Raw genomic sequence first — 14,791 nt, forward strand, 5'->3', positions numbered from 1 at the left:
TGTTTGAACTATAAATAGCTCTATTAATTTTTGACTGAAGGTCTAGTGGTTATTTCAAATCTTCCGATTCTATTACTCTTATTTTATTTGTTCTGTATTTCTACAGAACGGCTGTCAATTCAATATGTCTAGGAACGTGTTCTTCTTTATTCTTACACGCTAGTCTTTCGATTAGCGGGTGCAAAAGTACAAAGCTTTTTCTTTTCTCACAAGCTTTTTTGAATATTTTTTGAAAATAAATTTTCAGTTTCAATTCGTTTGCTTGTCAGTATGTGAAAGAACTTGTGCGTTGTTGCGGGTGCAAAAGTAGCACGTTTATTCGTTTAAACAATGGCTTTTTTCATTTATTTTACTTTAATTTTACAATTAATTTTTAATGTATTGATATATTGAAATTTACAGATAACCTTTTTTATCGATTTCGAAATTTCAATAGGCCGTTTCTGATAATTTAATCGATCCTGTTCCCTTTTGGTTTGTTTTGGAGATGTCGAGGCATTAAAAAATGTGATAAGAATGGATTTCTAGGGCTTTTTACTTTCTAAACCACTTCTCCTATATATAAGGAGCGAATTTCCTTCTGTAATTTCTACTCCTATATATAACGTATGAATCTTTGACTTTCTTTCTTATGAAAAACCCAGGCCCTAGCCCCGATTGCTTCGCCAGTTCGCTGTCGCTCGTGTGTAGCGGAAATCCTTGTGGTCCGGGGTTCGGACCACAAGATTGCAGCAGATAGCGGGAAATAGCTCCTGAGTATTGAGATTAACTTGGAAACAAAAAAAGAGGCAACTACTATATTAATTACCTCTTTTATACTGAATGCAAAAGTTTATTTATTTTGCTTTATTACTCCATGATTCTTCCAACTTATCATAATCTATAGGTTTTGCAGCCTCTTGTTTTCGGAGACGACCCGATTCAAAACCTCTAACCAATATTGTTTCTATTAAATAGTCCTCATTTACATCAAATGGCTGGTACTTTAGTTTCAGGTCAATACTAAACATACTCGCCGTTGTATTTGACACAAAAGCTTTCCAACCGCTTTTAAGACTCTTTATTAATTCGTAGGTTGTTGTTCCTGTTTGTCTATCGATTAATTTGACTAATATTTGACCTTGTTTTTTGGATAGTTTTTTTAATCTAGCTTCAAACTCATTACTTAAATAATCCTCAACTATTTTAAAATATCTCTTTTTATCCCTGTTATTAGTAAACTTCCCCATACCTTTATTCAATGAGGTTAGTCTTTCAGCTGCAATTCTAGCATAAGGATAAGTAGCATAGACTCTTTTTTGTAACAACAAAAATTGTTTTCTATCTTCATCACTCATCTTATGTGTTTCAATCACCAATTCAGGAAGTACTATGGTATCCCCAAATATGCTATCTGCCTCTGTTAGGACATACCCCATTTGAGTATTGTCATTTTTGGTGTCTTGCGCATAACTTGACATTGATACAAAAAAAGAAAAAACTAAGATTCTATAAAGCTTCATGAAGAAATATTTTTAACACAAAATTATACATTAAATATAGAACTATAAAGACAAATTTCTAATTTAGCGAAAAAATAATTTATATGAGTACTGAATCAATATTGAACGCCTCTTCGTTAACATTTTTAGAGAAATATTTAAATAACGCATCTCCAACTGGCTTTGAAAGTGAAGGTCAAAAAATATGGATGGATTATTTAAAACCATACGTTGATACTTTTATTACCGATACTTACGGAACTGCCGTAGGAGTTATTAATCCAGAAGCACCATACAAAGTTGTGATAGAAGGTCATGCTGATGAAATTGCTTGGTATGTTAATTATATAACAGATGATGGAATGGTATATGTAATTCGTAATGGAGGTTCTGACCACCAAATTGCTCCATCAAAACGCGTTAATATTCACACTAAAAATGGAATTGTAAAAGGAGTTTTTGGATGGCCAGCTATTCATACTCGAAACAGAGATAAAGAAGAGAATCCTAAAATCAGTAATATTTTTATCGATTTGGGTTGTGAAACCAAAGAACAGGTAGAGAAAATGGGGGTTCATGTAGGCTGTGTAATTACCTATCCTGACGAATTTATGATTATGAACGAAAATAAATTCGTTTGTCGTGCCATAGATAATCGTATGGGAGGATTTATGATTGCCGAAGTTGCCCGTTTATTGCATGAAAACAACATTAAATTACCTTTTGGTCTATACATCACTAATGCCGTTCAAGAGGAAGTGGGCTTAAGAGGTGCCGAAATGATTACCCAAACCATCAAACCAAATGTTGCAATTGTAACAGATGTTTGTCATGACTCAACAACTCCAATGATTGACAAGAAAATTGAGGGCGATACTAAAATAGGAAAAGGACCGGTAGTTACTTATGCTCCAGCTGTCCAAAATAATTTGAGAGAATTAATTCTAGATACAGCAGTAGAGAAAAACATACCATTTCAGCGTTTGGCCTCTTCAAGAGTTACGGGCACTGACACTGATGCATTTGCTTATAGTAATGGCGGTGTAGCCTCTGCTTTGATTTCGCTTCCGTTGCGATACATGCATACTACAGTGGAAATGGTTCACCGTGAGGATGTCGAAAACGTAATCAAATTAATTTATGAAACATTATTAAAAATTGAGAATAACGAAACATTCTCTTATTTTAAATAAAAACAAAAAAGCATCATTATACTCTTTATAATGGTGCTTTTTTTTATAGTTCCCTACTCTACTAAGCTTTGCTTATCATATTACATATTTGCTTAATTCATTCCAATAAATCCTTTAGAATTGAATGTGTTAATCAACAAAGTGTTGCTATTTATCTTTTTAAAATTCAATGGTCTTGTTTCATTGCATTTAGTACTTTCAATAATCATTTCAAGTTCTGCTATTTCGTCTTCTAATGTTCTTTCTCCATAAAGAGGATAAATTTCATTTGAAATAGTACTCTCTATAATTAAATCAGATTGAGCAATAATTTCTTTCATTGATTCTTCATAAGAAATAAATTCCAAATCATCTAAAGTTACATTCTCAATGATTTTATCTCCTTCGGCTATAACTTCTTTAATGCTTTTACGATTATAAGCAATAACTGTTTCTGGATTGAAAATTTCTGCATCTCTACTTAAAGAAGGTTTAACGATTTTACCTTTCTCGGTTGAAACCCCTTCATTGTCTTTAGCTAAAACATATTCGCTGAATGGACTAACTGGTCTGCCAACAGTATTTGTTGCATTACAAACATTAGTTAATGACACTAATGTAATTCCTAAAATTAAAACTAAATTTTTCATGATTTTTTTGATTTGATTGATTTGTTTGTTTGTTTGTTTGTTTGTTTTTTTAAAGGGACATCATTTTTGGTAATGTCCCTTTATTTTTTCCTAAATATTTTTCAAAAGTTCTACAGCTTCATTCGCATGTGATAATTCAGCATATTTTAAAGCTGTAAATCCATTTTCGTCCTTTTCATCAAGACGAGCTCCTTTTGAAAGCAAAAATTTAATTATTTCGGTTTTGTTGTAGCGAGCTGCAATCATTAATGGGCTCATACCATTTGATTTCTCATTTACATCGGCTCCATATTCAATAAACTTTTTTACAGACTCTATATCGCCTTTGCTAATAGCGACACTCAAAGGTGACATTGCTTCACTGAATTCAGTTTTGTTCTTCATTTCTGAAAATGAATTTGCATTTGATGCTAAAGAAACATTTGCAAAAGCTACTAAAGCTACTCCTAAATAAACAATTGATTTTTTCATGATAATTGATTTTTGATTGATGATTGATTTTTTTTTGGTTTATTAAACTTGATTCATATAATAATATCCTATACAAATATATGTCTTAAAAAAGGTATTGTGCATCACATAGTACTTAATTTTAACTTTTTATTAACTTATTAGATGTTTTTGTTGGGCAAAATTTATCTGTACTATTAAACTTAAGTATAATAAAAATAAATTTTATAACAAGCTCATATTCAATAGACTTTGTTTTTATAATAATGTTACTTCAATTAATAAAAATTTAACATTAGTTCATAATGACGTAACATATCACACTTTTTACTCGAACTAGGAGATATTATACTTTACTTAAATATAATAAACAAAAAAAAACTGCTCCAAAATTTGAAGCAGTTTCTATAGAACTTAAAGTTTAAATAGCTTTATACTATTTTCCCTTGTACAATTTCATCAACAATTTCTGGATTTAATAACGTAGTAATATCTCCAAAATTAGAATAATCACCTTCGGCAATCTTACGTAAAATACGTCGCATAATTTTTCCAGATCTAGTTTTTGGTAAACCAGTTACAAATTGAATTTTGTCTAATTTAGCAATTGGTCCAATGTGATCAGACACATGTTGATTAATCTCTTTAATCAAATTGTCTCTATCTCTATACTCTCCAGATTCTTTCAAGATAACATAACCATATAATGCATTTCCTTTTATATCATGTGGGAAACCAACAATTGCGGACTCAGCGACAGCTGGATGTTCATTAATGGCATCTTCAATAGGTGCTGTTCCTAAATTATGCCCAGAAACAATCACTACATCATCTACACGTCCTGTGATTCTATAATACCCTACTTCGTCACGTAAAGCACCATCTCCTGTAAAATACTTACCTGGAAACGCAGAAAAATAAGTGTCCTTATATCTTTGGTGATCTCCCCAGATAGTTCTTGCAATACCTGGCCATGGAAATTTGATACATAAACTACCATCCACTTGATTTCCTTCAATTTCATTGCGCTTATCATCCATTAAAACTGGCTGAATTCCTGGTAATGGCAATGTAGCATACGTAGGTTTTGTTGGAGTAATGAATGCCAATGGAGCAATCATGATTCCGCCTGTTTCAGTTTGCCACCAAGTATCAACTACTGGGCAACGCTTCCCTCCTACGTGGTCATTATACCAGTGCCAAGCTTCTTCGTTAATAGGTTCTCCTACTGAACCAATAACTTTCAATGATTTTAAAGGAAATTTTTGAACATAAGATAAATTCTCTTTGGCCAAAGCACGAATGGCTGTTGGTGCAGTATAAAATTGAGTAACTTTATGTTTTTCGATTGTTTCCCAAAAACGGCTAAAATCAGGATACGAAGGAATTCCTTCAAAAATTACAGTAGTTGCTCCATTTAATAACGGGCCGTATAAGATATAAGAGTGACCTGTAATCCAACCGATATCGGCAGTACACCAAAAGATATCATTCTCTTCGTAATTGAATACATTCTTAAAAGTATAAGCTGTATAAACCATATAACCAGCAGTTGTATGAACCATCCCTTTCGGTTTTCCTGTAGATCCTGAAGTGTATAATATAAACAAAGGATCTTCGGCATCCATAATTTCGGCAACACTATTGTTTAATGCATTATCAAGAAGCGGTTGTAACCATTGATCACGCCCTTGTTTCATTTTGACATCTGCATTTGTTCTTTTGGCAACCAAAACTGAAGTAACTGACGGGCAACTTTCTAAAGCGTCATCAATTATCCCTTTTAAATCGATGGTTTTATTTCCGCGGTATCCTCCATCTGAAGTAATAACCATTTTACATTCACAATCATTTATTCTTGAAGCTACCGCTGATGCTGAAAATCCAGCAAAAACAACAGAATGTATAGCCCCAATTCTAGCACAAGCCAAAACAGCTACAGCCAATTCAGGTATCATTGGCAAATAAATACAAACACGATCTCCTTTGCTAATGCCTTGTTCTTTCAAGACATTCGCCATTTTTGAAACGCGTTCATATAATTCGTTATAACTTATGTGTAATGCTTCTTCAGAAGGATCGTTAGGTTCAAAAATAATAGCTGTTTTTTCACCTTTTTTTGCTAAATGTCTGTCGATACAGTTCTTTGTAATATTAACTTTTGCGTCAACGAACCATTTTACTTCGGCATCAGCCATATTAAAATCGACAACTTTGTCCCAGTATTGATACCAAGTGAAATTTTCTTCAGCAATTTTACCCCAGAATTTTCTAGGCTCACGTATTGATTTATTATAATGTTTAAAGTATTGTTCTAAACTGTCAATTTTAAAATAACTCATCTTTTTTAATTTTTTATAAAAGTATTAAATCTCTTCGGTTTTCAAAACTATTAATTTACAAAATGTTTTAAAAACATAATAAAAACCACCACTTCTTCAAAATTTTATGAATTTTTAATAACGTTTTGGTTTTATCTACGTATTTAAAACAAGAAAAGGACATAATAGAAAACTAAAATGCCCTTTTATTAACAATATTTAACAAACTATTATATTTTTCACTTTAGATCAAAAGAATCACTTTATAAAACAACTAGGAATTACTTCACTTAACTTACTGTTTATTCTAAGTTAAGTGAATGTAATAATGCATAAAATATCATCAATTGTCTAATAAGTGCTTACTAATTCAAAATATTTAAACCTATTTGATATTATGCAAATCCCAGCACACCCTCATGTGTGGCAATCCTAATCTTCATTTTTATTTATCCAATTTTTTTCATTGCTGTCATAGATTCTCTCAACCATGCTCCTACTTCTTCAATTGGATGTTGACGAATACTTTTATTAACAGCAATAAGTACTGCATTATCTACACCATTAGTAGTAGAAAACGGTTTACCAATAATATTGGTTTCAACTGTTTTCATGAATTCAGTCAATAATGGTTTGCAAGCATGGTCAAACAAATAACAACCGTATTCTGCAGTATCCGAAATAACACGATTCATTTCAAACAATTTCTTTCTTGCAATTGTGTTAGCAATCAAAGGCAATTCATGTAATGACTCATAGTAAGCTGACTCTTCAATAATTCCAGCTTCAGTCATTGTTTCAAAAGCCAATTCAACTCCAGCTTTTACCATTGCAATCATTAATACTCCATTATCAAAATATTCCTGTTCAGCGATTGGAGCTTCTTGTGGAGCTGTTTTTTCGAAGTTAGTTTCTCCTGTAGCAGCTCTCCATTTCAATAGATTCACATCATCATTAGCCCAATCAATCATCATAGTTCTTGAGAATTCACCAGAAATAATATCATCTTGGTGTTTTTGGAACAACGGACGCATAATGTCTTTTAATTCATCTGCCAATTCATAAGCTTCAATTTTTGCAGGGTTTGAAAGACGATCCATCATATTTGTGATACCACCATGTTTTAAAGCTTCTGTGATAGTTTCCCATCCGTATTGAATCAATTTTGAAGCATAAGCTGAATCGATTCCTTTTTCAACCATTTTGTCAAAACACAAAATAGAACCAGTTTGCAATAATCCACAAAGGATAGTTTGCTCACCCATTAAATCTGATTTTACTTCGGCTACGAAAGAAGAACGTAAAACTCCCGCTTTGTTACCTCCAGTTGCAACTGCATATGCTTTCGCTTGATCTAATCCTTCTCCATTTGGGTCATTTTCTGGGTGAACTGCAATAAGAGTTGGTACACCAAAACCTCTTTTATATTCTTCACGTACTTCAGATCCTGGACATTTAGGAGCACACATAATAACAGTTAAGTCTTTACGGATTTGCATTCCTTCTTCAACGATATTGAAACCATGAGAATAAGCCAAAGTAGCTCCTTGTTTCATCAATGGCATGATTGCTGTAACTACAGCAGTGTGTTGTTTATCTGGTGTAAGGTTACATACCAAATCAGCTGTTGGAATTAATTCTTCATAAGTTCCCACTTTGAATCCATTATCAGAAGCATTTTTAAAAGAAGCTCTTTTTTCAGCGATAGCGTCAGCACGTAATGCATAAGAAATATCTAAACCTGAATCTCTCATGTTTAAACCTTGATTTAAACCTTGAGCTCCACAACCTACAATAACTACTTTTTTTCCTGCTAATGCTTCTATTCCATTTGCAAATTCTGATTGATCCATGAATTCGCAAACTCCTAATTGTTCTAATTGTAATCTAAGTGGTAATGAATTGAAATAATTTGCCATTTTTTTTAATATTTAATGAATGTAAAATTTAATAATTGAAAATTGTAATCTGTAAAAATTGCTACTACTATTACAGATTGGGTTTATTTTAATGCTTCTAATAATGTTGATATTTCCATTTTTTCTTTTGAAATCGATATTCTGCCTGAACGTACAAATTGCATAATTCCGTAAGGTTTCAGCTTTGCGTATAATTCTTCAATTTCTGATCGTTTACCCGATTTTGAAATCACAAAAAACTCTCTTGATACCGTAACTATTTCAGATTTACTGTCTTTTATGATATTCTGAATTTGTCTTTCATCAAAAAGCAAGCTAGATTCTATTTTGAAGATTGCACTTTCCAAAAAGATAGTCTCCTCATCAATGTGATAAAATGCTTTGATAACTTCAATTTGTTTTTCTATCTGGCCTACAATGTTTTGCACCCATTTTTCAGTGGTATTTACAACAATTACAAATCTTGAAACATTTTCAATTTCAGATTCGGAAACATTTAGACTCAATATATTGATGTGACGTTTCAAGAATATACCCGATATTCTATTTAGTAAGCCAACATTATTTTCTGAATAAACAGAAATGGTGAACATTTTATTTTCCATACTATTTTATGTTTAAATGGTTAACCTTTTAATTAATTTAAAGGATTAACACAATAACGTTTTAATTTAATCTTATGTCAGAAACTGAAGCTCCTGTTGGGATCATCGGAAATACGTTATTTTCTTTCTCAACCATTACTTCCAAGAAATAAGAATCTTTTGAAGCCATCATTTCGGCAACGGCAGCATCTAAATCTTCTCGTTTGGTTACTTTTTTTGATTTGATATAATATCCCTCGGCGATTGCAATAAAGTTTGGGTTTATCATTTTGGTAGAAGCATATCTATTATCAAAAAATAGTTCTTGCCATTGACGCACCATTCCTAAAAATTCATTGTTCAATACCACAATTTTTACAGGAACCTTAGTTTGAAAAATAGTTCCCAATTCTTGAATCGTCATTTGAAAACCTCCATCACCAATAATTGCAACCACTTCTCTTTCTGGCATTCCCATTTTTGCACCAATCGCCGCAGGCAAAGCAAATCCCATTGTTCCTAAACCTCCTGAAGTAATGTTACTTTTAGATTTATTGAATTTAGAATAACGACACGTAAACATTTGGTGTTGCCCCACATCCGAAACCATAATGGCATCACCATTTGAATGTTTATTGATCATTTCTATAGTTTCGCCCATAGAAATACCGTGATTCTTAGATGGGTTTAACTCTTCATTGATAACTGATTCCAATTCAATTTTATATTTTTCTTTGAACTCATTATGCCATGCTTCATGTGAATTATTTTCAACAAGAGGAATCAAAGCGTTCAATGCTTCTTTCACATCTGCCAATACTGCTACTGTCGTTTTTACATTTTTATCCACTTCAGCAGGATCAATCTCAAAGTGAATTACTTTGGCTTGTTTGGCATAAGTAGCTAAATTACCTGTCACACGATCATCAAAACGCATTCCCAATGCAATCAATACATCGCACTCATTAGTTAAGATGTTTGGACCGTAATTACCATGCATCCCTAACATACCTACATTCAAAGGATGGTCTGTCGGTAAAGCTGAAAGACCCAAAATTGTCCAAGCTGCAGGAATACCTGTTTTTTCAATCAATGCTTTTAATTGTTCTTCGGCTTCACTTAAGATAATTCCTTGACCAAAAATGATATATGGTTTTTTGGCATTGTTTATTAAATCGGCAGCTTCTTTAACTTTTTCAAGATTTAAAGTAGGCCTTGGTGTGTAGCTTCTAATGCTAGTACATTTTTCATAACTAAAATCCAGTTCGTCAAATTGAGCATTTTTTGTAATGTCTATCAATACTGGCCCTGGACGCCCTGATCTTGCTATAAAGAACGCTTTTGCTATAATTTCTGGAATTTCATGTGCTTCGGTAATTTGATAATTCCATTTTGTTACCGGAGTAGATATTCCAATGATATCAGTCTCCTGAAAAGCATCCGATCCTAATAAATGTTTACCAACTTGCCCTGTGATGCATACCATTGGGGTAGAATCTATTTGAGCATCGGCTATTCCTGTAACTAGATTTGTAGCTCCTGGTCCAGAAGTAGCGATTGCAACTCCAACTTTTCCTGTAGCTCTTGCAAATCCTTGCGCTGCATGTGTTGCACCTTGTTCATGACGAACCAAAACGTGATGCAATTGATCTTGAAATTTATATAGTTCGTCATATACAGGCATTATCGCTCCTCCAGGATAACCATAAACTAGGTCAACTCCTTCGGCTAATAAGCATCTTATAACGGCTTCTGCTCCTGATATTTTCATTTTATTTATATTTTTTACCTATAAATCTTTATAATTATAGACTTAGAGACTTGTTAGTTTTTATTAAATTATTTGTCGGTAACGCATCCATGAGAGGCACTGGAGACCGAACGCATATATTTAAGCAAAACTCCTTGTTTAATTGGTGATTCTGGTCGTTTCCAATTGGCTTTACGTTTAGCCATTTCTTCGTCAGAAATTTTCATATTAATGGTATTATTTACTGCATCGATTGTAATAACGTCTCCATTTTCTATTAATGCAATTCCACCACCCTCATACGCTTCTGGAGTAACGTGTCCGACGACAAAACCGTGAGAACCACCAGAGAAACGTCCATCAGTAATCAAAGCAACCGAATTTCCTAAACCAGCCCCCATAATAGCAGATGTTGGTTTTAACATTTCAGACATACCAGGACCACCTTTTGGACCACAGTAACGAATAATCACTACGTTTCCAGGTTTCACTTCACCTGCTTGTATTCCTCTAATTACATCTTTTTCACCTTCAAAAACTACTGCTGTACCTTCAAAAAACTCTCCTTCTTTACCGCTGATTTTTGCGACACATCCTTCTGTTGCTAAGTTTCCGTATAGAATTTGAATATTTCCAGTAGCCTTTAATGCTTTTTGTATTTCAAAAATAACTTCTTGCCCATCATGTAAATCAGGTACTGAAGCTAAGTTCTCTGCAATAGTTTTTCCTGTTACTGTCAAACAATCACCGTGCAACAAACCTTCTTTTAATAAATATTTCATTACCGCGGGAACACCACCTACATTATGTAAATCTTCCATTAAGTATTTACCGCTTGGTTTCAAGTCGGCTAATAATGGTGTTTTATCACTGATATCTTGAAAATCTTTTAATGTCAATTCAATCCCTACAGAGTGAGCCATTGCAATTAAGTGCATTACTGCATTTGTAGAACCACCCAAAACAGCTACCATCGTAATCGCATTTTCAAAAGCTTTACGGGTCATGATATCTCTAGGCTTAATATCTTTTTCTAATAATATTTTGATTGCTTTACCAGCATCAACACATTCTTGTTTCTTTTCAGCGCTCAAAGCAGGATTAGAAGAACTGTAAGGTAAACTCATTCCTAATGCTTCAATTGCAGATGACATAGTATTTGCAGTGTACATTCCACCACAAGCACCTGCTCCTGGACAAGCATTTTGAATTACTCCTTTAAAATCTTCTGGCGTAATCGTGTTCTTAATTTTTTTACCTAAAGCTTCAAAAGCAGAAACAATATTCAAATCTTCACCTTTCCATTTTCCTGGGTGAATAGATCCTCCATAAACCATAATAGAAGGGCGATTCACTCTACCCATAGCCATTAAAGCTCCTGGCATATTTTTATCACAACCTGGAACTGCAATCAGACCATCATACCATTGTGCTCCCATAACTGTTTCAATAGAATCTGCAATCACATCACGAGAAACCAAAGAAAAACGCATTCCATCATTACCATTTGAAATCCCATCACTTACACCAATAGTATTAAAAATCAATCCAACTAAATCTTCTTTCCAGACGCCAGTTTTAATATCTTTAGCCAAGTCGTTTAAGTGCATGTTACAAGGATTTCCGTCGTAACCCATGCTCACAATTCCTACCTGTGCTTTTTTAAGATCCTCTTCCGTCAAACCAATTCCATAGAACATAGCTTGAGAAGCTGGTTGTGTTTCGTCTTGCGTGATTATCTTGCTGTATTTATTTAATTCCATTCTATTATTAATTTGTGTATTTTAAATTTTATCTAAAAAAAAAACCTCCCAAAATTATGGGAGGTTTTAAATATGTTTTTCACTTATATTTATACCAATCCCTTTTCATATGTGATAATCACAATGACACTTAGAACTAAAAGGACGTTGGTAATGCGTTTCATTTTCTTAATTTTTAACTCTGCAAAAGTATTAAAAACAAATCCAATAAAAAAACATTTTATCAACAAACTAACAGTTTTTAGTGATATACTGCAGCATTTTATGATTTTTACTAACTAAACGATAGTTGATTGTCCAATTTGAACATTATCGTTTTTGAAATACAAATCATCTTTACTTAATATGACATTTGAAATAAAATCTCCAACATCATTAGTCCCAAATCTTGAGCCTGGATTCAAATCAATTGTAACCACTTTATATTCAATAGCTTTTTCAACAGCTTCATATACTTTTTTGGCTTCTTTATCTAATCCAAAGTGTTCCAACAACATAGCTGCAGATAAAATAGAGGCAATAGGATTTGCTATATTTTTACCTTTTGCTTGTGGATAAGAACCATGAATAGGCTCAAAAAGTGCTTTATTATTTCCAACAGATGCCGAAGCCATCAAACCAATAGATCCCATAATTGCACATGCTTCATCTGACAAAATATCGCCAAATAAATTTTCTGTTAAGATTACGTCATATTGCTTTGGATCGGTGATTATTTGCATGGCAACATTATCAATATATTGACATTCCAATTTTACATCAGGATATTGAAGCGCAATATTTTTAACAACTTTTCTCCACAATCTAGAAGTCTCCAATACATTGGCTTTGTCCACCAATGTTACTTTTTTTCTTCTTCCTTGCGCTGCTTTGAATGCTCGATGCGTAATACGATTAATTTCGTTTTCAGAATACTCGCATATATCTGATGCGAAAGTTCCTTCATCATTAATTACTTTCTCACCATAATAAGAACCTCCTGTCAATTCTCTAAAAATCACAAAATCTACATTTTCGATAACTTCTTTTTTTATAGGAGAAGCATCCAAAAGATTTTTGAAAGGTTTTATAGGTCTAATATTAGCATAAAGCCCTAATTCTTTTCTAAGTTTTAACAATCCTTGTTCCGGACGAACTTTTGATTCTGGGTTGTTATCATATTTTGGATTACCAATAGCTCCAAACAGCACTGCATCTGTGTTCAAACAAAGATTCAGCGTTTGTTCCGGCAATGGATTTCTTGTTTTTTCGATGGCAGTAGCCCCTATTAATGCATCCTCAAAAATAAACTCATGATTATAGGCAACACTAATTGCGTACAATGCTTTTTTTGCTTGCAAAATAACCTCTGGACCTATACCATCACCTGAAAGTACTGCTATTTTTAAGTTCATTTTATTTATTTTTAAAAGTAATTATCTCCAGTAAAAAATTAATAGACAGTTATTTTACTTGCCTCAATAATCTGATGAATATCTTCATCCAAAACTTCTTTTTTGATATCGGCAAATTTTAAAAACTCAACATAAACGATATCCAATTGTACTTTTGTAAGTTCGTAGCCTACTTTTTTAGCTCTGTAAGCCAAAGCTGCTCTACCACTTCTTGCTGTTAGAATAATAGACGACTCATTGACGCCAACATCCAAAGGATCCATGATTTCATAAGTTGCTCTGTTTTTGATCACACCATCCTGGTGAATTCCAGAACTATGCGCAAAAGCATTAGCACCAACAATTGCTTTATTTGGCTGTACTATCATTCCCATACTTTCTGAAACCAATCGACTCATTTCGTTCAATTGTTTGCTGTCAATATCGGTATATAAATTCAAATAAGGATGTTGTTTAAAAATCATAACCACTTCCTCAAGAGCTGTATTTCCTGCTCTCTCCCCTATTCCATTGATTGTACATTCTATTTGACGAGCTCCATTTACAGCTCCTGCAATTGAATTGGCAGTTGCCATTCCTAAATCATTATGACAATGACAAGAAAGAATAACATTCTCAATACCTTTGACATTTTCTTTAAGATATTTTATTTTTGCACCATATTCTTCTGGCAAACAATATCCAGTAGTATCAGGTATATTAAGAACTGTAGCTCCAGATTTGATTACTTCTTCGCAAACTCTTGCCAAGAATGCATTTTCGGTTCTACCAGCATCTTCAGCATAAAACTCTACATCTTCAACATAAGATTTAGCATGTGCAACAGCATGTTTTGCTCTTGCAATTACATCCTCACGTGTAGTTTGCAATTTGTGAATAATATGAGAATCAGAAGTTCCGATCCCTGTATGTATTCTAGGTCTTACAGCGTGTTTCAAAGCTGCTGCAGCAACATCAATGTCATTTTCTACAGCTCTAGTAAGACCACAAACCGTTGCATTTTTAACAATTTTACATATTTCAGAAACAGATAAAAAATCACCTGGACTAGAAACAGGAAAACCAGCTTCAATTATATCAACCCCCATTTCATCAAGGCGATTAGCTATAACGAGTTTTTGGTTGGTGTCTAATTTGCATCCTGGGACTTGTTCACCGTCTCTTAAGGTGGTATCAAAAATTTGGACTTTCTCTCTATTCATTTTAATTTATTTAATGTAATTTCACATCTTAAAACAAAAATACTTTTCATTTACTTAGAACTAAACCTGTTTTTGAATAAATATACTACTTATAAAGTAAAAAAT

11 protein-coding genes are annotated in these 14,791 nt (G+C 33.1%); 1 reads left to right on the forward strand and 10 read right to left on the reverse strand.

The annotated features are described in order from the left end of the window. Positions 1 to 836 precede the first annotated feature (836 nt). Positions 837 to 1,502: a DUF4294 domain-containing protein gene (locus J2W95_RS10955; protein WP_310006876.1), complete on the reverse strand. Its 666-nt coding sequence runs from the start codon at positions 1,500 to 1,502 to the stop codon at positions 837 to 839. 83 nt (positions 1,503 to 1,585) lie between these two features. Between J2W95_RS10955 and J2W95_RS10960 the strand changes: the two genes are divergently transcribed. Next, positions 1,586 to 2,674 carry a M42 family metallopeptidase gene (locus J2W95_RS10960; protein WP_310006878.1) on the forward strand — a complete coding sequence of 363 codons (1,089 nt, stop codon included), beginning with the start codon at positions 1,586 to 1,588 and terminating at the stop codon, positions 2,672 to 2,674. A gap of 92 nt (positions 2,675 to 2,766) precedes the next feature. Here J2W95_RS10960 and J2W95_RS10965 read toward each other — a convergent pair whose 3' ends face one another. The 9 genes from J2W95_RS10965 to J2W95_RS11005 all read right to left on the reverse strand — a co-directional run bounded on the left by J2W95_RS10965 (position 2,767) and on the right by J2W95_RS11005 (position 14,686). Then, a complete protein-coding gene (locus J2W95_RS10965) occupies positions 2,767 to 3,303 on the reverse strand; it encodes a hypothetical protein (RefSeq protein ID WP_310006880.1) in 537 nt (178 codons plus the stop codon). Positions 3,304 to 3,393: 90 nt separating this feature from the next. Continuing rightward, positions 3,394 to 3,774 (reverse strand): ankyrin repeat domain-containing protein, encoded by a 381-nt coding sequence (locus J2W95_RS10970; RefSeq protein WP_310006882.1) that lies wholly within the window; start codon positions 3,772 to 3,774, stop codon positions 3,394 to 3,396. 410 nt (positions 3,775 to 4,184) lie between these two features. After that, entirely contained in the window at positions 4,185 to 6,095 is a 1,911-nt protein-coding gene (acs, locus tag J2W95_RS10975; RefSeq protein ID WP_310006884.1) for an acetate--CoA ligase, read from the reverse strand. A gap of 428 nt (positions 6,096 to 6,523) precedes the next feature. Next, a complete protein-coding gene (gene ilvC, locus J2W95_RS10980) occupies positions 6,524 to 7,993 on the reverse strand; it encodes a ketol-acid reductoisomerase (RefSeq protein WP_310006886.1) in 1,470 nt (489 codons plus the stop codon). Positions 7,994 to 8,076: 83 nt separating this feature from the next. Then, entirely contained in the window at positions 8,077 to 8,598 is a 522-nt protein-coding gene (ilvN, locus tag J2W95_RS10985; protein ID WP_310006888.1) for an acetolactate synthase small subunit, read from the reverse strand. Positions 8,599 to 8,659: 61 nt separating this feature from the next. Continuing rightward, positions 8,660 to 10,348 carry a biosynthetic-type acetolactate synthase large subunit gene (ilvB, locus tag J2W95_RS10990; RefSeq protein ID WP_310006889.1) on the reverse strand — a complete coding sequence of 563 codons (1,689 nt, stop codon included), beginning with the start codon at positions 10,346 to 10,348 and terminating at the stop codon, positions 8,660 to 8,662. 68 nt (positions 10,349 to 10,416) lie between these two features. Next, complete coding sequence (gene ilvD, locus J2W95_RS10995) at positions 10,417 to 12,090, reverse strand: dihydroxy-acid dehydratase (protein WP_310006891.1); 1,674 nt, start codon at positions 12,088 to 12,090, stop codon at positions 10,417 to 10,419. A 278-nt stretch (positions 12,091 to 12,368) separates the two neighbouring features. Continuing rightward, positions 12,369 to 13,484, reverse strand: a complete 1,116-nt coding sequence (gene leuB, locus J2W95_RS11000; RefSeq protein WP_310006893.1) for a 3-isopropylmalate dehydrogenase — start codon at positions 13,482 to 13,484, stop codon at positions 12,369 to 12,371. Between the two features lie 38 nt (positions 13,485 to 13,522). Next, the gene (locus tag J2W95_RS11005) at positions 13,523 to 14,686 is read right to left on the reverse strand and encodes a 2-isopropylmalate synthase (protein ID WP_310006895.1); all 1,164 of its coding nucleotides are present in this window, start codon (positions 14,684 to 14,686) and stop codon (positions 13,523 to 13,525) included. Positions 14,687 to 14,791: the final 105 nt, after the last annotated feature.

The sequence above is a fragment of the Flavobacterium granuli genome (assembly GCF_031456055.1).
Lineage (GTDB): Bacteria > Bacteroidota > Bacteroidia > Flavobacteriales > Flavobacteriaceae > Flavobacterium > Flavobacterium granuli_A.